This is a genomic window from Methylorubrum extorquens (assembly GCF_024169925.1).
In the GTDB taxonomy this organism is placed as follows: Bacteria; Pseudomonadota; Alphaproteobacteria; order Rhizobiales; family Beijerinckiaceae; genus Methylobacterium; species Methylobacterium extorquens_A.
Window position 1 is genome coordinate 4,786,683 of sequence record NZ_JALJXF010000001.1, and the last position, 24,281, is coordinate 4,810,963.

At 67.8% G+C, this 24,281-nt stretch carries 22 protein-coding genes and 3 pseudogenes; 14 read left to right on the forward strand and 11 right to left on the reverse strand.

Features of this window, described 5'->3' with window-relative positions:
• The first annotated feature begins 263 nt into the window (after nt 1–263).
• Nucleotides 264–1,028, forward strand: a complete 765-nt coding sequence (locus tag J2W78_RS22320; protein ID WP_253373763.1) for a Crp/Fnr family transcriptional regulator — start codon at nt 264–266, stop codon at nt 1,026–1,028.
• A 73-nt stretch (nt 1,029–1,101) separates the two neighbouring features.
• Nucleotides 1,102–1,722, forward strand: coding sequence for a pyridoxamine 5'-phosphate oxidase family protein (locus J2W78_RS22325; RefSeq protein ID WP_253373764.1), 621 nt, complete (start codon nt 1,102–1,104; stop codon nt 1,720–1,722).
• 7 nt (nt 1,723–1,729) lie between these two features.
• Here J2W78_RS22325 and J2W78_RS22330 read toward each other — a convergent pair whose 3' ends face one another.
• The 4 genes from J2W78_RS22330 to J2W78_RS22345 are packed head-to-tail and all read right to left on the reverse strand — an operon-like array spanning nt 1,730 to nt 4,991.
• Nucleotides 1,730–2,689, reverse strand: a complete 960-nt coding sequence (locus J2W78_RS22330) for a HEAT repeat domain-containing protein (RefSeq protein ID WP_253373765.1) — start codon at nt 2,687–2,689, stop codon at nt 1,730–1,732.
• 5 nt (nt 2,690–2,694) lie between these two features.
• Complete coding sequence (locus J2W78_RS22335; protein WP_056240084.1) at nt 2,695–2,928, reverse strand: 4Fe-4S dicluster domain-containing protein; 234 nt, start codon at nt 2,926–2,928, stop codon at nt 2,695–2,697.
• A 15-nt stretch (nt 2,929–2,943) separates the two neighbouring features.
• On the reverse strand, nt 2,944–4,680 hold the full coding sequence (locus J2W78_RS22340; RefSeq protein WP_253373766.1) for a fumarate reductase/succinate dehydrogenase flavoprotein subunit: 1,737 nt from the start codon (nt 4,678–4,680) through the stop codon (nt 2,944–2,946).
• 11 nt (nt 4,681–4,691) lie between these two features.
• A complete protein-coding gene (locus J2W78_RS22345) occupies nt 4,692–4,991 on the reverse strand; it encodes a gamma-butyrobetaine hydroxylase-like domain-containing protein (RefSeq protein ID WP_253373767.1) in 300 nt (99 codons plus the stop codon).
• A gap of 76 nt (nt 4,992–5,067) precedes the next feature.
• On the opposite strand from J2W78_RS22345, the gene J2W78_RS22350 reads away from it, so the two are divergent.
• Nucleotides 5,068–5,217 carry a hypothetical protein gene (locus J2W78_RS22350; protein WP_253373768.1) on the forward strand — a complete coding sequence of 50 codons (150 nt, stop codon included), beginning with the start codon at nt 5,068–5,070 and terminating at the stop codon, nt 5,215–5,217.
• Here J2W78_RS22350 and J2W78_RS22355 read toward each other — a convergent pair.
• The 6 genes and pseudogenes from J2W78_RS22355 to J2W78_RS22380 all read right to left on the reverse strand — a co-directional run bounded on the left by J2W78_RS22355 (nt 5,186) and on the right by J2W78_RS22380 (nt 11,773).
• Nucleotides 5,186–6,073, reverse strand: a complete 888-nt coding sequence (locus J2W78_RS22355; protein WP_253373769.1) for an amidohydrolase family protein — start codon at nt 6,071–6,073, stop codon at nt 5,186–5,188. The genes J2W78_RS22350 and J2W78_RS22355 overlap by 32 nt on opposite strands.
• Before the next feature lie 35 nt (nt 6,074–6,108).
• Complete coding sequence (locus tag J2W78_RS22360; protein ID WP_253373770.1) at nt 6,109–7,452, reverse strand: LLM class flavin-dependent oxidoreductase; 1,344 nt, start codon at nt 7,450–7,452, stop codon at nt 6,109–6,111.
• 11 nt (nt 7,453–7,463) lie between these two features.
• Nucleotides 7,464–8,686 (reverse strand): annotated as a pseudogene (locus J2W78_RS22365) (acyl-CoA dehydrogenase family protein).
• 344 nt (nt 8,687–9,030) lie between these two features.
• A pseudogene (locus J2W78_RS22370) lies at nt 9,031–9,276 on the reverse strand (hypothetical protein); the annotation flags it as partial.
• A gap of 3 nt (nt 9,277–9,279) precedes the next feature.
• A pseudogene (locus J2W78_RS22375) lies at nt 9,280–10,232 on the reverse strand (IS481 family transposase); the annotation flags it as partial.
• A gap of 95 nt (nt 10,233–10,327) precedes the next feature.
• A complete protein-coding gene (locus J2W78_RS22380; RefSeq protein WP_253373771.1) occupies nt 10,328–11,773 on the reverse strand; it encodes a carbohydrate porin in 1,446 nt (481 codons plus the stop codon).
• Nucleotides 11,774–12,344: 571 nt separating this feature from the next.
• On the opposite strand from J2W78_RS22380, the gene J2W78_RS22385 reads away from it, so the two are divergent.
• From J2W78_RS22385 to J2W78_RS22435, 11 genes are all read left to right on the forward strand, one after another.
• Nucleotides 12,345–13,655: a transporter substrate-binding domain-containing protein gene (locus tag J2W78_RS22385; protein WP_253373772.1), complete on the forward strand. Its 1,311-nt coding sequence runs from the start codon at nt 12,345–12,347 to the stop codon at nt 13,653–13,655.
• A gap of 66 nt (nt 13,656–13,721) precedes the next feature.
• Complete coding sequence (urtB, locus tag J2W78_RS22390) at nt 13,722–14,606, forward strand: urea ABC transporter permease subunit UrtB (protein ID WP_253373773.1); 885 nt, start codon at nt 13,722–13,724, stop codon at nt 14,604–14,606.
• Nucleotides 14,607–14,655: 49 nt separating this feature from the next.
• Complete coding sequence (urtC, locus tag J2W78_RS22395; protein WP_253373774.1) at nt 14,656–15,777, forward strand: urea ABC transporter permease subunit UrtC; 1,122 nt, start codon at nt 14,656–14,658, stop codon at nt 15,775–15,777.
• A gap of 11 nt (nt 15,778–15,788) precedes the next feature.
• Nucleotides 15,789–16,529, forward strand: a complete 741-nt coding sequence (urtD, locus tag J2W78_RS22400; protein ID WP_253373775.1) for an urea ABC transporter ATP-binding protein UrtD — start codon at nt 15,789–15,791, stop codon at nt 16,527–16,529.
• Between the two features lie 2 nt (nt 16,530–16,531).
• Entirely contained in the window at nt 16,532–17,230 is a 699-nt protein-coding gene (gene urtE / locus J2W78_RS22405) for an urea ABC transporter ATP-binding subunit UrtE (protein WP_253373776.1), read from the forward strand.
• 378 nt (nt 17,231–17,608) lie between these two features.
• Nucleotides 17,609–18,049, forward strand: a complete 441-nt coding sequence (locus tag J2W78_RS22410; protein ID WP_253373777.1) for a N,N-dimethylformamidase, small subunit — start codon at nt 17,609–17,611, stop codon at nt 18,047–18,049.
• Between the two features lie 123 nt (nt 18,050–18,172).
• Complete coding sequence (locus J2W78_RS22415) at nt 18,173–20,605, forward strand: LamG domain-containing protein (protein ID WP_253373778.1); 2,433 nt, start codon at nt 18,173–18,175, stop codon at nt 20,603–20,605.
• A 137-nt stretch (nt 20,606–20,742) separates the two neighbouring features.
• Nucleotides 20,743–21,849 carry a hypothetical protein gene (locus J2W78_RS22420; protein WP_253373779.1) on the forward strand — a complete coding sequence of 369 codons (1,107 nt, stop codon included), beginning with the start codon at nt 20,743–20,745 and terminating at the stop codon, nt 21,847–21,849.
• A 17-nt stretch (nt 21,850–21,866) separates the two neighbouring features.
• Nucleotides 21,867–22,547, forward strand: coding sequence for a tetratricopeptide repeat protein (locus J2W78_RS22425; RefSeq protein ID WP_437178529.1), 681 nt, complete (start codon nt 21,867–21,869; stop codon nt 22,545–22,547).
• Between the two features lie 10 nt (nt 22,548–22,557).
• The gene (locus J2W78_RS22430) at nt 22,558–22,944 is read left to right on the forward strand and encodes a hypothetical protein (RefSeq protein WP_253373781.1); all 387 of its coding nucleotides are present in this window, start codon (nt 22,558–22,560) and stop codon (nt 22,942–22,944) included.
• 13 nt (nt 22,945–22,957) lie between these two features.
• On the forward strand, nt 22,958–23,284 hold the full coding sequence (locus J2W78_RS22435) for a hypothetical protein (RefSeq protein ID WP_253373782.1): 327 nt from the start codon (nt 22,958–22,960) through the stop codon (nt 23,282–23,284).
• Nucleotides 23,285–23,314: 30 nt separating this feature from the next.
• Here J2W78_RS22435 and J2W78_RS22440 read toward each other — a convergent pair whose 3' ends face one another.
• Nucleotides 23,315–24,277, reverse strand: a complete 963-nt coding sequence (locus J2W78_RS22440) for a TIGR03885 family FMN-dependent LLM class oxidoreductase (RefSeq protein WP_253373783.1) — start codon at nt 24,275–24,277, stop codon at nt 23,315–23,317.
• Nucleotides 24,278–24,281: the final 4 nt, after the last annotated feature.

A 24,281-nucleotide genomic window follows, 5' to 3' on the forward strand; every position in this document is an offset into this window, starting at 1 on the left:
CGGCCGCTCGGGAGGACGGCGACGCCTCGGATTTGCCCTCCGCACGGTCGCTCCGGCGAGTAATTAATTTCATTGGCAGAATGCGAATTGTTCGGATCTTCAATGTTTTTCGACTGCCAAAAAATATCTTCTCGTGAAAATGTTCGGCATAGAAGATTTAATCCGATCCATCGTTCGATTTGGAATTGCTCAGAGGTGCACTGCGCCGATAATCGAGCTGGGAGATGGAGCCGGCACCGGACGTCGTCCCGAGGTCTCGTTCCATGTCGTCGGTCCCGCTCGCGCTTCCCGAACCCCGCCGCCCGGCGCCGCTGATCGCGAGCGCGCTGTTCCTCAGCGAGACGGTCGAGGGGCTCGACGACGGCGCGAGCTTCCTGGACGGGCTCACCCCCACCGAGATCGCCCGCGTGCGCGCCGCCGGCCGCAGCGTGAACCTCGCGCCCGGCGAGAGCGTGTTCACGCAAGGCGCCCCGCACGAGGGCATCTTCCTGATCGAGGAGGGGCGGGTGCGGGTGTTCTATTCCGGCCCCTCCGGGCGGCAAGTGACCCTGGCCTACTGGACACCCGGCCACTTCATCGGCGGCCCGAGCATCCATGGCGGCGGCTGCCATCAGTGGTCGGGCGTGGCGATCGAGCCGGCGCGCGTCACCGTGCTGTCGAGCGCGACATTGCGCAGCCTGATCCGCCAGATGCCGGCCTTCGCGCTCTGCCTCATCGCCGCGTTGGAGGCCAAGGGCCGCTGCTACACCGCGATGGCGCAGATGCTCGGCACCCGCTCGGTCATCGAGCGGCTGGCGCAGCTCCTCCTCAACCTCGGCGACCTCTACGGCACGCCCGAGAACGGCACGGTCGTCATCCGCCGCCGCATCACGCACGACGAACTCGCAGCCCTCGTCGGCTCGACCCGGCAATGGGTGACGATGATGCTCAAGCGGTTCCAGCGCGAGGGCCTCGTGGCGATCGACGCCGTACATATCCGGCTGGTGCGCCCGGATCGGTTGCAGGACATCGTGCTGAAGGAGGGATGAGGCCGGCCCTGCGCTCGGATTTGCGGCCGCGACCGCATCGGTTAAGCCGATCCGTGACGCGGGGGAATGGGTGATGGCGGCGGTTCGGGACGTTGTGGAATTGGAGCGGATCTACGGCGCGTTCGGCGCGGTCGCCGTGCCCTCGACCACGAAGGTCGCCGACCACGTCACGCCGCAATACCGCCGCCTGATCGAGGCCTCGCCGTTCCTGGCGCTCGCCACCTCCGGTCCCGGCGGGCTCGATTGCTCGCCGCGCGGCGACGTGCCGGGCTTCGTGCGCGTGGCCGATCCCCGCACGCTCCTCTTGCCCGACCGGCGCGGCAACAACCGGATCGACAGCCTGCGCAACGTCGTCGAGGACCCGCGGGTCGGGTTGATGTTCCTGATCCCCGGTCTCGGCAACGCCCTGCGCGTTAACGGGCTCGCCACCATCGACGACGACCCGGATCTGTGCGCGTCCTTCGCGGTGGAGGGCAAGGCGCCGCGGACCGTGATGGTGATCGCAGTGCGCGAAGTCTACTTCCAGTGCGCCCGCGCCCTGATCCGCTCCGGCCTCTGGCGGGCGGAGTGCCACGTCGATCCAAGGACGCTGCCGTCGCCCGGCCAGATCCTCGCCGAGTTGAGCGCCGGCCGCGTCGGAGGCGAGGCCTACGACGCGGCCTGGGCCGAGCGGGCGCGCCAGACGATGTGGTGACGACCCCCTACGCCGCCAGCCGGTCGAGGGCCCAGCGCGCGGTCTTGCGCACGTCCGGATCGGGATCGTTGGCGATGCCCTCCAGCCCCTCCCGCGCCGCCGGGTCGGCGATCTCGCCGAGCGCGGCGGCCGCCTCCTTGCGCAGGCCCGCCATCGCGTCGGAGAGGGAGGCGAGCACCTTCGGCACGGCGCGGCGCGCCTTGAGCCGGCCGAGGCTGCGCAGGGTTTTTTGGCGGACCTGCCACGCGGCATCTCCTAGCGCCGCGATCAGCACCTCGGCGGCCTCCGTATTTCCCGCCCGGCCGAGCGCCTCGGCGGCGATCTCGCGCACGCTCCACTCGGGATCGCGCAGTGCGCCGGCAATGGCCTCGACCGCGCTGGCGTGGCGCGAGAAGGCGAGCCCGCCGATGGCCGCGCGGCGCACCTCGGAATCGGTGTCGCGGGTCGCGGCGATGAGCGAGGGCAGCGTCTCCTCCCGCTTCAGGTAGGCGATGACGCCGACGCCCTGCGCCCGCACCGCCGGCTCCGCGTCGCCGAGCGCGGCGACCGCCGGCCCCAGCGCCTCGGGCAGACGCAGCCCCCGCAGCGCGCGCAAGGCGGCGGCCCGCACGAAGGCGTCGGCATGGCCGGCGAGCGGCAGCAGCGGCCGACCGGCGGACGAATCCTTCAGTTCTGCCAGGCTCTCGGCGGCGGCCGCTGCGACCGCGCGGTCGGGGTCGGTGAGGGCGCCGGCCAGCGCGGCGGCGGTCTCGAGCCCGTCGAAGCCGCCGAGCGAGAGCGCCGCCTGGCGCCGCACGTCCGGGTCGGCATCCGCTGCGGCCCGTGCCAAATGCGGCACGGCCTCCGGGTCGGCGGTCTCGGCCAACGCCAGCACCGCGACGCGGCGCACCGCCGGATCGGGATCGGCGAGGCCCTGGGCGAGATCGGCGACGTCGCCGAAATCCTCGAACGGATCGGTGATGGGCATGGCGCTTACCGCAGCAGGTAGGGGATCTGGACGGTGACCGCGCCGGTCGGGCAGTCGGTCTCGCAGGGCATGCAGTACCAGCACTCGTCGTACTTCATGTGGGCCTTGCCGGTGAGGTCGCTGATCCGCAGCACGTCGAGCGGGCAGACATCGACGCAGACCGTGCAGCCCTTGTCGGCGATGCACTTGTCCGGATCGACGGTGACCGGGACGGTGCTGGGCTGGTGGGCGAGGGGCATCGGAAAACTCCTGGCTCAAGCCTGTTTGCGGACGCGCTGGCGGTCGTAGGCGCCGCGCTCCTGCGCCTCGATCGGTACGAGGTACGGCGTGATCGGACGCTTCTCGCTGACCATGCGGCCGTCCCGCTTCCGCAGGATCGTGTGGCAGAACCAGTCCGCGTCGTTCTTCTCTGGGAAGTCGGTGCGGTTGTGGTAGAGGCCCCAGCGGCTCTCGGTGCGGAACAGCGAGGCGTGGGCGGCCATCTCGGCGCAGTCGAGGATCGAGGCGGCCTCCAGCGCCCGCATCAGCTCGTGGCTGTCGCGGGCGACCATGCGGTTCTCAAGGTCCTCGCGAATCTCGGAAAAACGCCGCTGGCCGATCTCCATCTTGGCCGTCACCTTCGGCGGCTGGAGGTAGTCGTTGACGAAGCGGCGGGTCTTGTACTCGATCTGGTTCGGCGGGATGCCGTCCTCGCGCTTCGTCGGCGCCAGCACCCGCGCCCGCTCGCGGGCGACAGCCTCGGCGTCGATTGGCGGAAGGTCGATCTCGCCTGCGAAGTCGATGGCGTGCTCGCCCGCCACGGCGCCGTTGGTGAAGGCGCCGAGCATGTAGTTGTGGGGGACGTTGGCCATGTCGCCGGCCGAATACAGCCCCGGCACGGTGGTGCGGGCGAACTCGTCCACGAACACGCCCGACGCGCTGTGGCCGGAGCAGAAGCCCACCTCCGAGATGTGCATCTCGACCATGCGCTCGCGGTAATCGGTGCCGCGGTTCTCGTGGAAGCGCCCGCGCGAGGGCCGCTCGACCTTGTGCAGGATCGTCTCGATCTCCGACACGGTGTCGGCGTGCAGGTGATCGAGCTTGAGGAAGACCGGGCCGTTGCCGCTTTGCAGTTCGTTGTAGAACTCCTGCATCATCTGGCCCGACCAGTAATCGCACTCGATGAAGCGGTTGCCCGCGCTGTTGGCGGTGTAGGCGCCGAACGGGCCGGCGACGTAGGCACAGGCCGGGCCGTTATAATCCTTGATCAGCGGGTTGATCTGGAAACACTCGAGGTTCGCGAGCCCCGCCCCCGCATGGTAGGCCATGGAATAGCCGTCACCGGAATTGGCGGCGTTCTCGTAGGTGCCCCAGAGATAGCCCGAATGCGGCAGGCCGAGACGCCCGGCCGCCCCCAGGCACAAAATCACGGCCTTCGCCCGGATCACCAGAAACTCGGCGGTGCGGGTGTTGACGGCGACCGCACCCGCCACCGCGCCGTCGGGCGCGTTGAGAAGCCGGGTCGCCATGAAGCGGTTGGAGATCAGCACCTGCGCCTTGCGCAGTTGCCGGTAAAGCGCCTTCTTGACGGTGTCGCCGTTCGGCATCGGCAGGACGTAGGTGCCGAGATGGTGCACCTTCTTGACGTCGTAATCACCGTTGTGGTCGCGCTGGAAACGGATGCCGAACCGGTCGAGTTCCTGGATGATCTCGAAGCAGCGCTCCGCATACTTGTAGACCGGTGCCTGATCGCAGATGCCGTCGTTGGCGATGGTGATTTCCTTGGTGTACTGCTCCGGCGTGGCGTAGCCGGGGATGACGGCGTTGTTGAGCCCGTCCATGCCCATGCTGATCGCGCCCGAGCGCTTCACGTTGGCTTTTTCCAGCAGCACCACGCGGGCCGCCGGGTTACGGAGCTTCGCCTTCAGCGCCGCCATCGGCCCGGCGGTGCCGCCGCCGATCACCAGCACGTCGCAGGCGACCTCGGAGGTCGCGTCGCGGATCTCGTCCATCGGCATTTCCCTCACGCCGCCGCACCGTCAGCCAGCGCCCGCAGGTACGGCCAGGGGAAGATTCCGCGGTCGTGCCCATCGGAGAAGGCGAGGTTGACCGCATAGGCGCCGACCGGCTCGACCGCGGTGATAGCGAGGTCCTCGGGGAGCGCGGGCGGCAGCCCGTCGATCCCGGCCCGCAGCGTCTCGGCGCTGCGGCTGTGCGCCCGCAGGGTCACGGCCGCGAGGTGCGAGGCCGAGCCGTCCTCCCAGATCACGTCGAGGCGGCGGCGCCCCTCGGTGAGCCTGATCTCGCGCGGGATCGCCGCCATCTCTTCCTCCTCGGCCAAGCCGGAGCCGTCGCAGGACGACCCGGCCAACGCGGTTAGACCGCCGGGTGGAGGACGATTGAAGCAAGGAATTGCCTCGCCAGCGGGAAAGCGGCGGCGGCCGGGGCTCGACGGCGACGTGACAGGCCTGATCGCGACCGGCGACGAACTCGCCCTCGATCCGGCCGCGGGGACGGTCACGATCCTGGCGCGGGCGGCTGGCGGTTAGCTCCGGCGAGGCCGAGGTCCAGCAGCCGGTCGGCGTTGCGCCACAGCGCAGCCTCCAGCGCGACGTCGTTCAGTCCCAGCGCGCGAAAATCCTCGACGCCCTGGCGCATCGGCCGGAACGGGAAGGACGAGCCGAACAGGAACTGGTCGCGCAGGTAGCCGTTGGCGGCCTCCGCGTAGAGGCGCCCGCCCGGCGCGAAGGTGTACATGTCGGGCGAGACGAAGACGTTCTCGTTGCGTAGGGCGACCGCCAGCATCTCGGCGACGTGCGGGTAGAAGCCGTGGCAACAGACCAGCGGCAGCTTGGGGAAGAGCTTCGCCACCCGGTCGACGGCGAACGGATCGTTGAGCCGCAGATCCGGCGTCGTCGGCCCCGACATCACGAAGGCCGGGACGCGCAACTCCTGGCACAGCTCGTAGAGCGGCAGCAGGCGCGCGTCGTCCGCGCGCAGACCTTCCGCGTAGAACCCCGCATCGAGGTTGATGCCGCGAAGGTTGAGTTCGGCCACGGCGCGGCGCGCCTCCGCCAGCGCCGCCTCGCGCCCCAGTTCCACCGGATCGACCGATGCGATGCCGATCAGGCGTGTCGGATCGTGTCGGGCGACCGCCGCGAGGTCGTCGTTGGTCACGCGCACGCCCGGCACCGAACGGGCGACCATCACGGCGACATCGATGCCGGCCTCGTCCATCTCGGCGCGGAAACCGTCGAGGGTGGCGCCGCGGGTGAAGTGGTCGATCTCCCGGGAGCCGACGCGGCCGTTCAGCCAGCGCACGACATCGTATTCGGAGCTGCCCGGCGTCGCGCCGAAGAAGGCGTGCAGGAAGGACGGACGGCTGCGCATGTCCACGATCGGCATGGATGTCTCCACAAATGAGGGGACCGGCGTCACGATCACCGCATCTCCGCGGCCTGATGCGGCGGGCGCGGCAGGCCGAGATGCTCGCGCAAAGTCGCACCTTCGTAACGGCTGCGGATCAGGCCGCGGCGGCGCAGTTCCGGAATCACCAGCGCGGCGAAGTCGTCGAGCCCGCCCGGAAGGGTCGGCGGCATGATGTTGAAGCCGTCGGCGCCGAAGGCCTCGAAGCGCTCCTGCAGGGCGTCGGCGATCTGCACGGGCGTGCCGACGAGGGTCCAGTGGCCCCGGGCTGCGGCGGCGCGCAGGTACAGCTCGCGGATCGTCAGCCCCTCGCGGCGGGCGAGTTGCACGAACAGGTCCTTGCGGCTCTTGCCGCCCTCGGTCTCGGGCATCTCCGGCACCGGCGCGTCGTCCGGATGGGCGGAGAAGTCCGCGCCGGTGAGCTGTTCGAGAAGCGAGCGGCCGACCACCGGGTGGATCAGTTCCTGGAGTGCGTCGAACTTGTCCTGCGCCTCGCCTTCCGTGCGCCCGACCACGGGGAAGGCCCCCGGCATGATCTTGAGGTGATCCGGATCGCGCCCGAAGGCGCGCATCCGGCCCTTCACGTCGGCGTAGAAGGCGGTCGCGTCCTCAAGCGTCTGCTGGGCGGTGAAGATCACCTCGGCGGTGCGCGCCGCGAGGCTCTTGCCGGCCTCCGACGAGCCGGCCTGCACAACGACCGGATGCCCCTGAGGCGGGCGCGGCACGTTGAGGGGCCCGCGCACCGAGAAGTGCGGGCCCTCGTGCGCCAGGAGATGGAGCTTGCCGGGATCGAAGAAGCGGCCGTCCGCCCGGTCGCGGACGAAGGCGTCGTCCTCGTAGGAATCCCATAGGCCGCGGACCACGTCCACGAACTCCTCGGCCCGGGCATAGCGGTTGGCATGGGCCATGTGGCTCTCGCGACCGAAGTTCCAGGCCTCGCGCGGATCGGCGGAGGTGACGAGGTTCCAGCCGGCCCGGCCACCGCTGAGATGATCGAGGGAGGCGAATTTGCGCGCGACGTGGAACGGCTCGTTGTAGGTCGTGGAGGCGGTGGCCACGAGGCCGATCCGCTCGGTCACGGCGGCGAGATAGGACAGCAGCGTCAGCGGCTCGAACTGGCCGACATAGCGGATCGCGGTGCGGCTCAACGCGTCGAGGTCGTCGCCGCGGATGCTGACCCCGTCGGCGAGGAACAGGAGATCGAAGCCCGCCGCCTCGGCGGTCCGGGCGATCTGTCGATAATGCGCGACGTTGACGCCCGCGTCGGCCTGCGAGGCGGGATGGCGCCAGGCGGCGACGTGATGGCCGCCGGGATAGAGGAAGGCGCCGAGGCGCATCCGGTCGGAGCGGCGGGACATCGTACGTCCGCTCAGGCCGTGCCGACGCGGTACTCGCGGGGCGGCCGGGTGCCGCTGATCGCAAATTCCCCGACGCTGCGCTCGCGGTAGATCCGCGGATTGTGCGAGGCCAGTGTGCGGGCGTTGCGCCAGTAGCGGTCGAGCCCGTGCTCCGCCTTCACCGCGGAGGCGCCGAGCGCGTCGAACAGCACGGTGGTGGCCTCCAGCACGAGGTTCGTCACCACGGTGACGGCTTGGTTGATCTCGACATCGGCGAGCGCGCAGGCCGGCTCGGCCGCGTCCCGCCCCTGCGCCAGGGCGGCCTCGGCGGCGCGCTGCACGCTCTCGGCCGCCTTCAGGACGATGGCGGCCGCCGCGTAGGCGTTGCCGCGCACCCGGCCCACCACTGCCTGCACTTGCGGGTCGTCCGCCGTGCGGCCGGCATTGCCGTGGCTGTAGACGCGGGCGCGGGCCGCCACCAGCCGCGCTGCGTCCTCGGCTGTCGCCCGGGCGATGCCGGCGAGCGTAGCCAGATGCACGAGCTGGAAAAAGGCCATGGCGTAGGGGAAGCGCACCGTCTCCGGCTTGATCAGGTCCGGGGCCAGGACCACGCCCTCGAAGCGGGCGGTGCCGCTCGCGGTGAGCGCCTGACCGAACCCGTCCCAGTCGTCCTCGATGGTGACGCCGGGTGCAGATGTCGGCACCGCCGCCACCACGGGGTCGCCGCTCTCGTCCTGGGCGGAGAGGTGGATCCAATCGGCGAGCAGAGAGCCGGTCGTGTAGAATTTCCTGCCGTCCACCACGCCGCCGTCGCCGCGGCGGTGCACGACCGTGTCGAACTGCCCGACCTTGGCCGGCCCCGTTTCGGACACGCCGCTGCCGACCGTCTCGCCGGCGCCGAGCCGGGCGATCCAGCGGGCGCGCCACTCGGGGGAGGCCGCGCTCAGCACGTCCTCGGTGAAGCCGAAATGCGCGCGAAGCGCGTTGGTGACGTTGGAATCGGCAGCCGACAGCTCGATCAGCAGGTTGAACAGCTCCGGCAGGCTGGCGCCGTGCCCGCCCGCCTCGGGGGCAGGCGCAAGGTGGTGAAGCCCGCCGCCTTCAGCCAGCCGAGTTCGGCCTGGGGCAGGCGTCGCTGGGCATCCCGTTCGACGGCACCGGCACGGATCTCCGCGAAAACCGGTCGGAAGTGTCCGGCGAGATCCTCGTAGCGTCCACTCGGGCCAGCGCCCCATCCCGCTTCGATCTGCGACATCGTCCGGCCATCCTCCGCTGTCCGCCCCCGGCCCGGATCGCGAAAGCGGTCGACGAGCGCGGCATGGCGATGAAATCGGCAACTCCTGCCCCAAGCTCAAGGCAGATGACCTGGATTGCTGCGCCGACGTGCGATTTAAAAATTAAATCCTTCCTTCTGAAACTGATGAAGTTCTATGTCCTCTAGGTATGGCGATACAGAGATAGTCTTTTCGTTAAAAAGGTCGCGGAACAGGAACCCCTTCGACGGGGCCAAGATCGAACCAAGGTCGAGCCTCACTCCTTGATCAAGGACGATCCGAGACCGCTTACTGGGAATTGTGGCTCACCGCTTTCCGGATGGCTTCACCCAGCCGGACCTGGGTCGGGCGTTGGCGCCACCTGTACTGTGATGGGCCGGTGGCGGCCCCGGCGGCCGGTGGCGTGGAAGACGGCGTTGCCGATGGCGGCGACGCCCACGATGCCGAGCTCTCCGACCGCCTTCCCGCCGAGCGCCGTGGCGGTGAGGTCGGAAACGCCGACCGAGATGGTCGTGATCTCCGGGACGTCGGCGTTCACCTCCACGAGGTAGTCGGCGAGGTTCGCGTTCATGGTGTTCAGTCCCGGCATGTGGTGTGACGGATCGAGCCTGAATCGTTCGGGTTCTTTCGTCCAGGTCTGGCAGATGAACTCGTAGGGGCGTGCGGCCGCGCAAGGTCTTGAGCCGGCGGCCATAGTTGTAGGCTTCGACGAACAGCTGCAGATGGTGGCGCAGTTCGTCGTGGCTGACGTAATGGTAGCGCTTGACCGTGGCGTCCTTGATGGTGCGGTTCATCCGCTCGACTTGGCCGTTCGCCCACGGACAGCGCGGCTTGGTCAGGCGATGCTCGATCTTGGTCTGATCGCAGGCCCAGTCGAACGCATGCCAGCGGTAGATGCGTGGCTCGTCGCGCTCGGCCCAGTAGGCGTCGGCTGCAGCGTCGGCCTCCTCATTCACCTGCCTATTGTCAGTGAATTGGATGCCGTTGTCGGTCAGCACCGTGTGGATCGTATAGGGCACGGCTACGACCAGATCACGAAGAAAGTCTGCGGCGATCCACTGAGTGGCCTTGTCGTGCAGTTGAACGAAGGCGAACGTGCTCGTGCGGTCGATGGCCACGAACAGGTGCAACTTGCCCTCTTCTGTCCTGCGCAATATCGATGTGGAAGTAGCCGATTGGATAGGCCTTGAAGCGCGAACGCTTGGGCTTGTCGCCGTCGATCTCTGGCAGCCGAATGATGCCGTGGCGCTGAAGGCAGCGGTGCGGTGACGAGCGGGTCAGATGCGGAAGGGTGGGCTGGAGCGCGGAGAGGCAGTCGTCCAGCGGCAGCAACGTGTGTCGTCGGAAGGCGACGACGATCGCTTCCTCCTCCGGGCTCGAGACGGTGGACCGCGCTTCCTTCGGTCCCATGCGGGCGTCCGCTGACGTCTCCCGACCACGCTACTTCTGCACGGTGGTCGGGCTGACGCCGTAGCACTTGGCCGCCGCTCTCACGCTCTCTTGACGAGCTTGGATTGCCCGACGAATCGCCTCAGTCGCTGTGGCGCTGCCGTGGAGAACCTATCCCATAGCGCGGCCCTCCATGCGGTCTCCGACGTACCACCACACAACGGGACTGAACATCAGCCCGGCGCGAGGCCGAGCAGCGTCCCGAGTGGGACGACGAGGGTGGCGCCGGCGTAGAAGCCGTCACGCGCCCGCCGCGCGGTGAAGGGGTTCCAGAACGTGTTCGGGTTGACCACGTACTGCACCACCGGCTCGAAGATCACGCCCGCGCCGACGTCGAAATGCGCGTTGGCCTCGAACACGAACTTGTCGCGCGAATACGGGGCGCCCGAACCGCCCGAGATGAAGTTGGCATCCGCCAGGAACTGCGTGTAGTTCTCCGACAAACGCTGCCAGTTCATCTTCAGCCCGTAGCTGTCGTTGGGCCGGCTCTGGTCGGGCGCGTCGAGGCGTACGCCGACGAACGAGTTGAAGCGGATCGGCACCGTCGGGTCGAAGGAATAGCCCGTGCCGGTATAGAGCGAGATCGCGGTGGGGTGCGGGTTGGCGACGAGGCCGCCGTCGGCGCGCCAGACCGTCTGCGTGCCGGTGAGCACGATGCCGGACGTGCCGTTCTTCTGCAGCACCGGGGCGCCGGGGTTCAGGCCCTTCGAGGTGCCGAACACCGTCTTGAAGTTGTCGTCGTGATCGGCCGTGTTGAAGAAGCCGGTGAGCGAGGCGCGGCCGGGATAGGCGGTCATGGTGTAGTCGGTCTTGGTGCCGATCTCGGTCATGACGAGCGCGCCCGAGAGCCGCTCGTAGCCGAAATCGTAGCCCGAGAGCGCGTTGGTGCCGGGGTTCACCGAGAAGGCGCCGGCCTGGACGTAGCTCGTCGGTGAGAGCTGGTAGGCGGCGTTGGCGCCCCAGACCGCGTAGAGCGGGGAGGTGAAGCCGGCATTGATATAGAACAGGTCCTGGAAGCAGGAGTTGATCGAGTTGCACGGCGGCAGGCCGTAGTAGCGATCGGGGTGGGTGCGGCCGACCTCGATGACGAGGCGGTCGTCGAGGAGCTTCTGCTGGTAGGTCAGCAACGAGAGGCGATTGTTGTTGGGGTTGAACGGCGGCTGGTAGCCGACCGTGGTGTCGCCGATGTCGGCGGCCATGTTGAGGTTGCGGACGTTTCCGAAGAAGGTCTGGGTGAACTTGATGGTGCCGCCACTGATGTTGGCGATGCGCTGCATGTCGGCGGTCATGGAGAGGACGAAGTAGGTCGAGTTCGACTGCTCGCCGGTGCGCAGGCCGGCCGACGGGTTGGCCTGGTAGAAGTTGTAGATGTTGATGTCGAAGGTGAGCCCGCGCTCGGCCATGTGGGTGGCCCACGGGGCGAGCGGTCCGACGCGGACGGTGTCTGTGGCCTTCTCGGCGATGTTGGGATCGGTGCGCGGCTGGGTCTGGTCGTTGAACTGACCCACCGGCGAGGCCTGCTGCGCAAGGGCGCTCACAGGTAGGCCGAACGCCAAGGCGCCGAGGAGCGTGCCGGCCGCCCGTGCCACTCGTCCGGGCCGAGCCGACCCTCGTTCCATTCCGTATCCGCCGCGTCGCATCCTACATTCCCCTTGCTTTGCTGTTCGCGGCCAAGACTTCGCTGGTCTTTGAGGTTGTTCGATTGTGCGATGCACAACCCTGCCGCTTCTGGATCCGCATGACTGCCGAACGATCCGCAAGAGCCGTTCCACAGCCGATGACCGGTTTCTGGGTTTGGTCGGCTATTTGGCTGCCATAGGCACTGGCCGCGGCGCCGTCCGATTCTTTTGCAGTATGATCAAAACCCGCGCTTTTGCGTATTTTTTGATCATATCCCTCTGGCTCTACTACGCTGACACTGGAGAGCCTATACGGTCAACTCCCAATTTGGCATTTTTGGATTTTGCGGCATTTTGCTTGCTTCGAGGCCACAGCCGGGCTGCAAGGGCCTGCCAATCACGTCTGCCTTTGCCCACGAGAAAAAATTTGTCCCACCAAGAAATACACTCTTGACGCCGTGCGAGATGCAGCCGTAGCGTTTCTCTGCAGGATAAAATTTTTACTTCTTGAGCGTTGATACAAGTGTCCGCTCAAAAACGAGGCAACTGCACACTATTTAAGGGGATCGAGATGGACCTGACACGTCGCAAGCTCTTGAAGCAGTCTTCGCTGGCCGCGGCCGCGATCGCCGCCCCGCATCTCTGGCTGCCGACGGCGCGTGAGGCCTGGGGCGCCACCTTGAAGAAGGGTGAGCCGATCAAGGTCGGCCTCCTGTTCTCCCTGTCCGGCCAGCTCGCGGTTCCGGAGGAAGACTCGACCCTGGTGATGCAGTACGCCATCGACGAGATCAACAAGAACGGCGGGATCGCCGGTCATCCGATCCAGCCGGTGATCGTCGATGCCAAGTCAGACTTCAACGTTTACTCGGAGAAGGCCAAGGAACTCATCATCCGCGAGAAGGTGATCGCTCTGTTCGGCTGCTACACCTCGGCGAGTCGCAAGGCGATCCTGCCGGTGGTGATGTCGCAGAACAGCCTGCTCTACTACCCGACCTGCTACGAGGGTGCCGAATGCACCCAGAACACGATCTGCACGGGTCCGCTGGCCAACCAGCACTCGAAAGACCTGATCCCGTACATGGTCAAGAACTTCGGGAAAAAGGTCTTCTTCGTCGGCTCGAACTACGTCTGGCCGAAGGAGTCGAACAAGAACGCCAAGATCTGGCTTCAGGAAGCCGGCGGCGAGTTGGTGGGCGAGGAATACATCCCGCTCGGCAGCTCCGAGTTCGGCCCCGTCCTCGGCAAAATCCGCGACGCTAAGCCGAACTTCATCTTCTCGACCGTGGTCGGCGCCTCCGACATCGCCTTCCACAAGCAGTTCAAGCAGGAAGGTTTCAAGGTCGATTCCATGCCGATCGCCTCGCTCACCACCGGTGAGATCGAGACCAAGGCCATGGGTGCCGAATTCGGCGCTGGGCACTTCCTCTCGGCGCCCTATTTCCAGTCGCTCGACAACCCGACCAACCAGAAGTTCGTCGAGAACTTTCTCAAGAGCAAGTACGGCAAGAACGGCTCCACCCATTACAACATGGAGGAGACTTACCTCTCGGCCTACGTGTTCAAGGCTGGGCTCGAAGCGGCGATCAAGAAGACGGGCAATGTCGAGGAAGTGACCTCGCGCATGATCCGCGACGTCAGCGGCGGCGTGCGGGTCGAGGACGACATCTCGCCGGAAGGCCTGATCTGGATCGACGGCGACAACTTCAATTCCTGGCTCAAGCCCAAGATCGGCCAGTGCCAGGCCGATGGCAGCTTCAAGATCGTCTCGGAAGCCAAGGAGCACGTCGCTCCCGATCCGTACTCGATCTACCCGAATGCCGGCAAATGCACCGCCACGGGCCTCGTCGCCCCCGATGGCAAGAGCCGCAAGAACGTCATCTGACGCTTACCCGCGCAACCGCTCCGGCTGCGGTTCCTCGCGGCCGGGCCCTGCATTCACGGAGGTCCCGTGACGTCCCTCGACATCGCACCCTTTGCCAATGCCCTGGTGTTGGGCTTGAGCATCGCCAGCATCTGGCTCATCGCCGCGATCGGGCTGACGATCATCTATGGCACCGTCGGGGTCATCAACATGGCCCACGGCGAGTTCATCATGCTGGGCGCCTATACCTCCTACGCCCTGCAATCTTCGTTCGGCCTGCCGTTCCTGCTCTGCCTGCCCGCCTCCTTCGTCGTGGTGGCGCTGGTGGGGCTCATCATCGAGCGCGGGCTGATCCGCTACCTCTACAACCGCCCGCTCGATACGCTGCTCGCCACCTGGGGCGTGTCGCTCGTCTTGATGCAGGGCGTGCGGCTGATTTTCGGCTCGGACCCGAAATACATCGCCGTTCCGGAGATCTTCCAGAGCAACGTCGAGGTGGGATTCGCCAGCCTCTCGGTGTTCCGCCTCGTGGTGCTCGCCATCACCGCGATCATCGTCGCCGGCACCGCTTGGCTGTTCTACCGCACCCGCTTCGGCATGCAGGTCCGCGCGGTGATGCAGAACAAGGAGATGGCCGCCTCCTTCGGCATCAACGCCGACCGGGTCTACATGACGACGTTCGCGCTGGGAGCAGGGCTCGCCGGCATCGCCGGCTCGCTGTTCGGCGTGCTGGCGATCGTGCTGCCGACCATGGGCACGGCCTACGTGGTGCAGGCCTTCCTCGTCGTGGTGGTCGGCGGCGGCACGCTGATGGGCAGTGTCGCGGCGGCGGGGCTGACGGGCGAACTCCAATCGGTCTTCGCGTTCGTCACCAACGACACCTTCGCCCGCTTCCTCCTCTACGTGCTGATCGTCGTGTTCCTGCGCTTCCGCCCGCGCGGCCTGTTCGCCGTCGCCAAAGGCCGCCGGTGAGACGTCTCAGCCTCACCCCTCCTGCCCGTCAGAAGAGTTTCGCCCGCAGATGACGACGCGCAACCTCTACCACAGCAAGCCGGCGCAATGGGCGGTCTACGGACTGTTCTTCGTCGGCATTGCCGGGATCCCGACCTTCGTCTCCGACGGCTTCCTGCTCAACCAGTTCGCCGTCTACGGCATCTACGGGATGCTCGCCCTGTCGATCAGCCTGTGCTGGGGCTTCGGCGGCATCCTCAATCTCGGCCAGGGCATCGCCTTCGGCCTCGCTGCCTACGGCATGGCGATGACCATGCAGATGCAGTCGCAGGATCCGGACTCGAACCCGATCCCGCCCTTCATGCTCAACAACAGCTTGGAACACCTGCCCTGGTTCTGGCAGCCGTTCTGGAGCACGGGCGGGGGCATCCTGCTGGCGCTGGTCGTGCCGACCTTGTTCTACGTCGTGTTCGGCACGCTGATGTTCCGCGCCCGCGTCTCGGGGCCGTTCTTCGCGATCATGTCGCTGGCGATGCTCTCGGCCTTCGCCACGCTGATCCTCGACATGCAACCCTACACCAACGGCGCCAACGGCATCTCGCCGCCCGCGCCGCTGAACGTCTTCGGCACCGACATCGACCCCTATGGGCCGACCGCCTACTGGATCGTCTGCGGCGGGCTCATTGCCGTCACGGTCGGCGCCAAGCTGCTGACCCAGAGCAAGTTCGGCCTCGTCGTCCAGGCCCTGCGCGGCGACCCCGAGCGGGTGCGCTTCCTCGGCTACAACGTCGCCCTCTACGAGACCTGCATCTACGCGATCTCCGGTTTCATCGCCGCGCTGGCCGGCTGCCTCTGGGTGATGCTGATCCAGTACGTCTCGCCGGCCCAGCTCGATACCACCTTCAGTATCGGCATGGTGATCTGGGCCGGGATCGGCGGGCGCCTGTCGCTGCTCGGCGCAATCCTCGGCGCGTTCCTGATCCAGGGCGGCCAGAGCTATCTCGGCGACCAGTTCCTGGCGACCTGGCTGCTGATGCTCGGCGCCTTCTTCATCGTGGTCGTGCGCTTCCTGCCCAAGGGGCTGGCGGGCCTTCTCGAAAAGGTGCTCGGCGCGCTGGCACGCCAACCCGGCAAGCACGCCCGGCCCGACATGCCGCACGCAATCTCCGGTGCCCCGGCGGCGGGCGAGTAAGGGAGGGGACGATGGGCGTTCTCGAAATCCGCGACCTGCACAAGAGCTTCGGCGGCACCAAGGTCATCAACGGGTTCAACCTGGACGTGACCGAACTGACGCTGTGCTGCCTCGTCGGCCCCAACGGCGCCGGCAAGACCACCACGATGGACCTCATCACCGGACGGCAGAAGCCGACCTCCGGCACCATCGTCCTGCGCGGCGACGACATCACCAGTCTGAGCGAGCACGAGATCGCTCAGCGCGGGATCGGGCGCAAATTCCAGGTGCCGGCGGTGTTTCGCGAACTCAGCGTGCGCCAGAACTTCGAGGTCGCCTATTCCCGCGAGGTCAACCCGTTCCGCAACATGCTGCGGCGTCGCCCTGTGGGCTTCACCGACAAGCTCGACGAGGTGGCGACGCTGACCGGCCTCAAGGACCGGCTCGAGGTCGAGGCCGGCTTCCTCTCCCACGGCGAGACGCAGTGGCTCGAGATCGGCATGGTGCTGATGCAGAACCCGGCGATCCTGCTCCTCGACGAGCCGGTCGCGGGCATGACCGAATCCGAGATCGAGAAGACCATCGTCTTCCTCAACCGGCTCAAGCGCACCAACACCCTGATCGTGGTCGAGCACGACATGGGCTTCGTCCGGCAGATCGCCGACGTCGTTACGGTGATGCACATGGGCGCCTTCCTGGCGCAGGGAAAGCTCAGCGACATCGAGAACGACCCGCGGGTGCGCGAGGTCTATCTCGGCGAGCCGGAGGTCTGACGATGCTGCTCGATCTCGACCGCGTGACCTCCTATTACGGCAAGACACCGATCCTGAAGGATGTGGCGCTCGGCCTGCCCGAGGGGCAGTGCCTGTGCGTGCTCGGGCGCAACGGCGTCGGCAAGACCACGCTGCTGCGCACCATCATGGGGCTGACCGACCGCACCTCCGGCGAGATCCGGATCGCGGGCGATCCCATCACGAAGGCGCCGACGCATGTGCGGGCCAAGTACGGCCTCGGCTACATTCCGCAGGGGCGCCAGATCTTGCCGCACTTCACGGTCAAGGAGAACATCCTGCTCGGCACCTTCGCCCGCACCGACGGGCGCCAGGACGTGCCGGACCTCTGCCTGAGCCTGTTTCCCTACCTCGCGCAGAATCTGCACCGGAAGGCGGGGTTGCTCTCGGGCGGCCAGCAGCAGCAGCTCGCCATCGCCAGGGCGCTCGCCACCAACCCGCGCATCCTGCTCCTCGACGAGCCGACCGAGGGCATCCAGCCCAACATCGTCGCCGAGATCGGTCAGACGCTCGGGCGGCTCAACAAGGAGTTCGGCATCACGCTGATCCTCACCGAGCAGCACATCAAGGTGGCGCGCAAGCTCGGCGATGCCTTCCTGATGATGGAGAACGGCCGCATCGTCGCCCGCGGGCCGATCGGCGAGATGACCGATGAGCTGATCGAGCGGCACATGACGATCTGAGCGTGCCATGACGAGGTGAGGCGCAGGGCCCGTCCGGAGGCTGTCCGGCTTGGACGGGTCGCACCGCCGGATCGCTTCGTCGAGCCTTGCGAGGACCGAAGCGTCTTTCATGGTCGGCGTAAAAAACGTTTCCTCACAAGAAAACAACGCTTGACCGATAGAATATAGCCGTCTTAAATTACATTGATAAGTACGGCAGATATTTCGGGGTTATGTTTGCGAATACTGCGTGCTGACCTGCTTGCATCTCAACTTCTCAGCGGAGCATCGCGGCTCTGCCGGAACGGGCCGCCCGCCGGATTGCACCGGCAGCGCGTGCGGGCCCGCAACCATCTCCCGCCGCAACGGCGCGGCCGGGACCTACGAGGAGCGACGACGATGGAACCGATCCCGAAGAAGGGCACGCCCGAGCGCGAACGCCTGATCGCGGCCCACAAGGCTTGCATGGACTCGATGAAGGGCGTGGCCGGCAATTCGGTGGTGCTGTGCGAGACGCCCGGCGACACCACGGTGGTGACCGGCGGCGTCCACACCGACCCGGTGCTCAAGCGCGTGCTGCTGCGCATGCGCGGCGCAAGCCCGAAGGGCAAGCTGATCGTGATCTGCACGCAGGTCGATGCCGAATGGCGCATCGCCCGGCTCTCCGGCATCCGCGGCGTCCCGCCCGAATTCGTCGGCGACACGGTCTACACCGACGAGCAGGAGATCCAGCACGCCATCTTCCTGATGCGCCTCGACGAACTCTCCGACAGCTACGGGTTCCCGGAAGATTACCACGAGGGCTGGAAGCGCAAGGACGACAACTGGCCGGTCACCTGAGCCGCCAAACCTTCAATACGTCGATCAGCGGGAGGCCGCAGACGCCTCCCGGCGCCCCCTCGCGCAAGGACGCGCGGACCCGTCGGGGCGGGGACCAAAGGCGATGCCCAAAGGATTGACCCGATGACCACGATGAGGCTGACCGGTTACGCCGACAAATTCGGCGTCCATCCCGGCGATACGATCCAGTTCTACGTCAATTGCGACGGTCCGTCCGAGTACAAGGTCGAGATCGTCCAGATGATCAACGGCGACACCAACCCGCGCGGACCGGGCTACATCGACAAGCCGGTCGAGGCGGCGGTCAACGGCACCTATGCGGGCCAGAAGCAGATCATCCACGGCGGCTCCTATGCCTACGTGCCGGACGCCAAGCCTTTCCATGTCGAGAGCTTCACGCTCCAGTGCTGGATCTGGCCGACCGCGCCCAAGACCCATCCGCGCTACTGGAAGCACGGGCCGCAGGGGCTCGTCACGAAGTGGTCGAACGAATGCGGCTACGGCCTCTTCATCAACGAGGAGGGCTGCCTAGAGCTGCGCATCAACGAGCACCGGATCACCACCGACGTGCCGCTGCGCGACCATGCCTGGCATTTCTGCGCCGCGACCTTCGATGCGGCCACCGGCACCGTCACCCTGATCCACGAGCCCCAGGTGGTCTACGCCCTCGATCCCGAGATCGCTCCGGTCGAGGCCAGCCTGAAGGTCGCCATCGCCCACGCCCCCGTGCCGGTGGCGCTCGGCGCCTATGTCGAGCGGCTGGCGCCCGAGGATCCGCTTGCCGCCTCCTCGAAGCCGGCGGGCGTGGTCTTTGCCGGCAAGTATAACGGCAAGCTCGACAGCCCGCGCATCTGTAACCGGGCGCTCTCGCGCGCCGAGATCGAAATGATGAAGGCCGGCGCCCAGCCCGGCCTGACCGAGCGGCGCAATGCCGGCCCCACCGGCAAGCTCTCGGAATGCATCGTCGCCGCCTGGAACTTCTCCCTCGGCATCGGCACGCTGACGGCCAAGGACGAGGGGCCCTACCGTTTCGATGCGGCCCTGGTGAACTGCCCCAACCGCGCCATGACCGGCTACAACTGGTCGGGCCAGAACTTCGATTGGAAGCACGCGCCGGGGGAATACGGCGCCATCAGCTTCCACGACGACGACGTGGACGACGCCCGCTGGGTCTCCGACTTCGCCTGGACCGTGCCGGAGACCGGCGTGAAGAGCCGCTTCTACGCCGCCAAGCTGACCACGCCTGAGGGCGACGAGGAGTTCATCCCGTTCTGGGTGGTGCCGCGCATCGGCCAGGAGACCGCCAAGATCGCGGTGATGGTGCCGACCATCAGCTACATGGCCTATGCCAACGAGCACGTGGCCTGCAATGCGGGCGGCGCGGAACTGTTCGTCTACCGCGTGCCGATCATGCAGCAGCAGAACATGTTCCTCTCCGAGCACCGCGAATACGGTGGCTCGATCTACGACACCCACACCGACGGCACCGGTATCTCGATCTCGTCGCGCCTGCGGCCGATTCTGTCGATCCGGCCGAAGTACGACCACTTCCTCGCTCAGGCGCCGTGGCAATACCCGGCCGACCTCCACCTGATCTACTGGCTGGAGACGATGGGCTACGAGTACGACGTCTTCACCGACGAGGACATAACCTACGACGGGCTGGCACGCATCGAGAACTACAACGTCATCATCACCGGCTCGCACCCGGAGCACAATACGGGCACCCAGCTCGACGCGCTCCACAACTACACGCAGCGCGGCGGGCGGCTCATGTATATGGGTGCCGACGCGTGGTATTGGGTCCACGCGTTCCACCCGGGCTACGAGAGCAAGGGCCGCGGCGTCGTCACCGAGATGCGCCGCTGCGAATCCGGCATCCGCACGTGGCGGGCCGATCCGGGCGAGTACTACCACCAGGGCACGGGCGAACTCGGCGGGATGTGGCGCTTCCGCGGGCGCTACCTGCACGCGGTGGCCGGCGTCGGCATGTCGTCGGAAGGCTTCGACGTGTCGAGCTACTTCTCCCGCACGCCCGACAGCCTCGATACCCGCGTGTCGTGGGCCTTCGAAGGGATCGATTACGACGAGAAGCTCGGCAATTTCGGCCTCGTCGGCGGCGGCGCGGCGGGTCTCGAACTCGACATCGTCGACACGATGCTAGGCTCGCCGCCGCACACCCTGACGGTGGCGACTTCCGCCGGGCGGCACACCGAGGCCTACCTCCTCGTCATGGAGGATTTCGGCTTCAACCAGCAGGGGCTGGACGGCACCACCCATCCGCGGGTGCGCGGCGACATCGCCTATCACGAGACGCCGAACGGCGGCGCCTGCTTCGCCTTCTCCTCGATCGCCTATTGCGGCTCGCTGCCCTGGAACAACGGTGACAACAACATCTCGCGGCTGACCAAGAACGTCCTCGACCGCTTCGCCATGGACGGCCCCCTGCCGGCCCCGCCCGCGAGCGCGATCAGGCACCGTGGCCGGGCCGATTACGACCCGACGCCGATGGAGCACCGCAGCCGCAAGGAGCGCGGCGAGCCACTGCCCGCCTGAGACCCCGATGCTCCCCGCCATGGCGGGGACCGCCCCGACGCTCCGTCCGCACCTTCCGCGGGTGGAGCCCGGTGGCAGCGCCGTCAGCCCCCCGTGCGCTGCCACCGACCCCTTTTCAAGAAGCGTAAGAGGCGTTCATGGCCCTCGCCGCCGCGTCCGCCGGCTTCGTGCCGGACCGTCCCGATCTCGGCCACCGGGCCGAGGGAGTTGACCTTGCCGATCCCGCCTTCTTCGCGGACGGCCTCGATCCGCGCGCGCCGCGCCTGCTACCGCCGGCCGCCTACCGGGCGCTCGCCTTCGCGGAACTCGAGGACGACGCGGTCTGGACCCGCTCCTGGCTCGCCATCGGCCTTTCCGCCGAGATCCCGGCGCCCGACGACCTCCTGCCTTTCACGGCCGGCCATCACGGCCTCCATGTCCAGCGCGCGCGCGACGGCGGCCTCGTCGGGCGCTTCAACAAGGCCCAGCACGGCGGCTGCCGCGCGGTGCCGGTGCAATGCCGGACCGGCACCAAGACCCGCTGCTCCTTCACCGCCTGCGGCTACAGCCGCGACGGGGCCGTGCTTTCGGCGGGGACCGAGGGGCCGACCCCGGCGATGCACCAGTATCTCGGCCTGCGCCCGGAGCGGCTGCTGCCGGTGGCCGCCCGCGCCTGGGGGCCGATGCTGCGGATCAACCTCGATCCCGAAGCCGCCCCGCTCAAGGCCCCGCCCGAAGGCTTGGTGGCGCTGACCGGCGAGATTCGGCGGGCGGAGTACGCGGCCAACTGGAAGCTCGCGGCGCAGGCGCTGGCCGAGGGCAATCGCTTCGCGGAAGCGCCGGACAGCCTGCACCTGACCGGACGGCTCGCGACCGGCGAGGCTGCTGCCATTGCCGCCCACTTCCCCAACCTCGTCCTGATCGAGGCGCGGGGCGAGACCTGCGCCGTGATGCTGCAGCCGACGGCGTTGGGCCAGACGCTGCTGCGGATCGGCCTGCTCGGCCCGGAGGGGAGGGCGGCGCCCGACCTCGAAGCCTCTTCACTCGAAGCCTCTTGGGATGCGTGGCTCGCCGAGATCGCCGCCCGGATGGCGCAGGCCGTCGCCGCGCAGGCGGCACTCTCGCGCCCGGACGCCGATGAGGCCCTTCCGACCAACGCCGCCGGCCTCTGGCTTCAGCGAAACCTCGCCGCCCGCGTGCGGGCGCGGCCCGCCGCCACGGACACCCAACCCCTCTACGCCACGGCCCAGGGCCGCGGCTGCTGATGTCTCGGGAGATGTCGATGAGCCTTGCCGCCCAGCCTCTGGCCGCCCCGCTTACCCTTACGGAGGGCGTCGCGGCGTTCCAGGCCGGCGCCTACGACCGGGCGCTCGCCGTGTTCCGGCCGCTCGCCGAGGCGGGCGACCCGGAGGCGCAGGCGTGGCTCGGTGCGCTCCATGCCGGCGGGACCGGTGTGCCCGCCTCGCTGACGCAGGCCTTCGAATGGTATCGCCGCGCCGCCGAGCAGGGCCACGGCCCGGCCGCGACCAATGTCGGCGCGATGCTGGCGATGGGCCAGGGCGTGGCGCAGGACCGGACCGAGGGCGCCCGCTGGCTGGAACGGGCGGCGGCGAACGGCGACGTGATGGCGGCCTACAACCTCGCTACCCTGCTGGCGAAGGGCGACGGCCTGCCCGCCGATCCCGTCCGCGCCGCCGAACTCTACCGGAGCGCAGCGCAGGCCGGGCACTACCCGTCTCAGGCCCGGCTCGGCCATTTCTACGCCCAGGGGATCGGGGTGGCGCGCGACCGCGTCGAAGCTTTCGCGTGGCTCTCGCTCGCCGCCGGGCACGGGGTCGGCACGGCGCTGAACGCGCTTGAGCTGATCTGCAAGGAGATGTCGGCCGAGGAGAAGCGCGAGGGCGCTGCCCGGGCGCAGAGCCGCCGCACGGAGCCCGGCCGCATCGCGCCGATTCCCGCCTGAGGGACGTCCGATGACCGCCTACAGCGTGCAGCAGATCAAATTCGAATTCATCAGCTACGTGAAGGAGTTCGGCGCCGACTTTTCCGCGTGGTCGGTGGGCGTGTCCGAGGATGCGTCCGCGGCCCTGTTCCACGAGCACGGGATCGACGAGGCCCGCGACATCTGGCTGTGGAAGCCGGCGGTCTCGCCTGCCGCCGCCGCGATGGTGCGTGACTGGCTCTGCGGCCGGCAGGGCGCCGCCGCGCTGGCGGGGGAGGGCCGCCAGGTCTTCCTGTTCCGGCGCGGGCCGGAGAGCGGTGCCCCGGACACGGAGTATGAGTACGGAGCTGCCGCAAAACCGGTCTCCCTCCTGCGGCGAAACGCGGGCCCGTGCGTTGTCGTGGTCAGTCGATCGTGACCGGAGCGTCTTGATGTCCGTTCGTGCCGCCGTCCTGCTCGTTCCCGTCCTCTTGGCCTTCACCGCCTCCGGCGAGGCCGCTCCCTTCGACAACCTGAAGGAGGATCTCTCGGCCTGCCTGCGCTTCGAGGCGGATGCGGCGAAAGGCCCGCGGCCTGTGCCGATGTCCGGAAAGGCAGAGTTCGCGCTTCGGAAATGCGCCAGCGAGGTGGACCGGCTCGAACGCGCGGATCCGCGCCGGCTCCGGAGCGACCACGGCCTCAGTCCCTCGACTTGGGCCGTGATCGAGAGCGTGTTCGGGGCCGCCAGCCGTGGGCGCTTCACGCCTGCGCGGTTCTGATCCCAGGCGGCATCCGCCCTGCGTCGCGCATCAGCGGCGAAGCTGGGGCAGCACCGCGTGGCCGAAGCGCTCGATGAAGGCCTCCTGGCTCGCGCCGACCTGATGGACGATGATCTCGGCAAAGCCCATCGTCGCCAACTCGGCGAGCCAAGCGGTGTGCTGCCCGAGATCGTGCGAGATGCGCACGCAGGCATGCATGTGCTCCGGACGGACGAAGCGGGTCGCCGTCTCGAAATCCTCCGGGCTGCGCAGCTCCCAGTTCACCTCGCCCTCGATGGCGTTGCTCGACCATTGCGCGTGCGCCTCCGCGAGCGCACGGGCGGGGTCGGGGTCCCAGCAGACCTTGGTCTGGAGGAAGACCGGCTTGCCCGCGCCGCCGCCCTCGCGGAAGGCCTCCACCACCGGGCGCAGCTTGTCCGGCTCGATCCCCACAGTGACGAGGCCGTCCGCCCAGGCGCCGAGGGCGCGGGCGGTGGCCGCGGTGGCGGCCCCGCCGATCAGGAGTGGAGCGGTCTTCGGCCGCGAATAGAGCTTGGCGTCGATCACCGTGACGCGCCCGCGATGGGTCACGGTCTCGCCGGCCAGCAGCGCCCGGATCACCGCGGCGCATTCGGCGAGCCGCGCGTTGCGCTCAGCCTTCTCCGGCCAGGGCAGGCCGGTGATGTCCTCGTTGAGGCGCTGGCCGCTGCCGAGCGCCAGCCACAGGCGCTCGGGAAACATCTCGGACAGGGTCGCCGCCGATTGCGCCAGCACGGCTGGGTGATGCCGGTAGCCCGGCGCGGTGATGATGCCGAACGGAAGGTGCGTCGTCGCCAGGGCCGCCCCGAGCCAGGACCAGGCATGGCCCGAATGCCCCTGCGCCCGGCTCCACGGCTTGAAGTGTTCCGAGGACATGGCGCAGGCGAACCCTGCGGCCTCCGCCGCGTGCACGTGGCGCAGGAGGGCGGAGGGAGCGTGCTGCTCGTGCGAGGCGTGGTAGCCGATACGCGTCATTCCT

What these genes read in the sequence shown, in the direction of transcription:
- J2W78_RS22320 (WP_253373763.1), top strand. Translation starts at nt 264, where the DNA reads ATGTCGTCGGTCCCGCTCGCGCTTCCCGAACCCCGCCGCCCGGCGCCG.
- J2W78_RS22325 (WP_253373764.1), top strand. Translation starts at nt 1,102, where the DNA reads ATGGCGGCGGTTCGGGACGTTGTGGAATTGGAGCGGATCTACGGCGCG.
- J2W78_RS22330 (WP_253373765.1), bottom strand. Translation starts at nt 2,689, where the DNA reads ATGCCCATCACCGATCCGTTCGAGGATTTCGGCGACGTCGCCGATCTC.
- J2W78_RS22335 (WP_056240084.1), bottom strand. Translation starts at nt 2,928, where the DNA reads ATGCCCCTCGCCCACCAGCCCAGCACCGTCCCGGTCACCGTCGATCCG.
- J2W78_RS22340 (WP_253373766.1), bottom strand. Translation starts at nt 4,680, where the DNA reads ATGGACGAGATCCGCGACGCGACCTCCGAGGTCGCCTGCGACGTGCTG.
- J2W78_RS22345 (WP_253373767.1), bottom strand. Translation starts at nt 4,991, where the DNA reads ATGGCGGCGATCCCGCGCGAGATCAGGCTCACCGAGGGGCGCCGCCGC.
- J2W78_RS22355 (WP_253373769.1), bottom strand. Translation starts at nt 6,073, where the DNA reads ATGCCGATCGTGGACATGCGCAGCCGTCCGTCCTTCCTGCACGCCTTC.
- J2W78_RS22360 (WP_253373770.1), bottom strand. Translation starts at nt 7,452, where the DNA reads ATGTCCCGCCGCTCCGACCGGATGCGCCTCGGCGCCTTCCTCTATCCC.
- J2W78_RS22380 (WP_253373771.1), bottom strand. Translation starts at nt 11,773, where the DNA reads ATGGAACGAGGGTCGGCTCGGCCCGGACGAGTGGCACGGGCGGCCGGC.
- J2W78_RS22385 (WP_253373772.1), top strand. Translation starts at nt 12,345, where the DNA reads ATGGACCTGACACGTCGCAAGCTCTTGAAGCAGTCTTCGCTGGCCGCG.
- urtC (WP_253373774.1), top strand. Translation starts at nt 14,656, where the DNA reads ATGACGACGCGCAACCTCTACCACAGCAAGCCGGCGCAATGGGCGGTC.
- urtD (WP_253373775.1), top strand. Translation starts at nt 15,789, where the DNA reads ATGGGCGTTCTCGAAATCCGCGACCTGCACAAGAGCTTCGGCGGCACC.
- urtE (WP_253373776.1), top strand. Translation starts at nt 16,532, where the DNA reads ATGCTGCTCGATCTCGACCGCGTGACCTCCTATTACGGCAAGACACCG.
- J2W78_RS22410 (WP_253373777.1), top strand. Translation starts at nt 17,609, where the DNA reads ATGGAACCGATCCCGAAGAAGGGCACGCCCGAGCGCGAACGCCTGATC.
- J2W78_RS22415 (WP_253373778.1), top strand. Translation starts at nt 18,173, where the DNA reads ATGACCACGATGAGGCTGACCGGTTACGCCGACAAATTCGGCGTCCAT.
- J2W78_RS22420 (WP_253373779.1), top strand. Translation starts at nt 20,743, where the DNA reads ATGGCCCTCGCCGCCGCGTCCGCCGGCTTCGTGCCGGACCGTCCCGAT.
- J2W78_RS22425 (WP_437178529.1), top strand. Translation starts at nt 21,867, where the DNA reads ATGAGCCTTGCCGCCCAGCCTCTGGCCGCCCCGCTTACCCTTACGGAG.
- J2W78_RS22430 (WP_253373781.1), top strand. Translation starts at nt 22,558, where the DNA reads ATGACCGCCTACAGCGTGCAGCAGATCAAATTCGAATTCATCAGCTAC.
- J2W78_RS22435 (WP_253373782.1), top strand. Translation starts at nt 22,958, where the DNA reads ATGTCCGTTCGTGCCGCCGTCCTGCTCGTTCCCGTCCTCTTGGCCTTC.
- J2W78_RS22440 (WP_253373783.1), bottom strand. Translation starts at nt 24,277, where the DNA reads ATGACGCGTATCGGCTACCACGCCTCGCACGAGCAGCACGCTCCCTCC.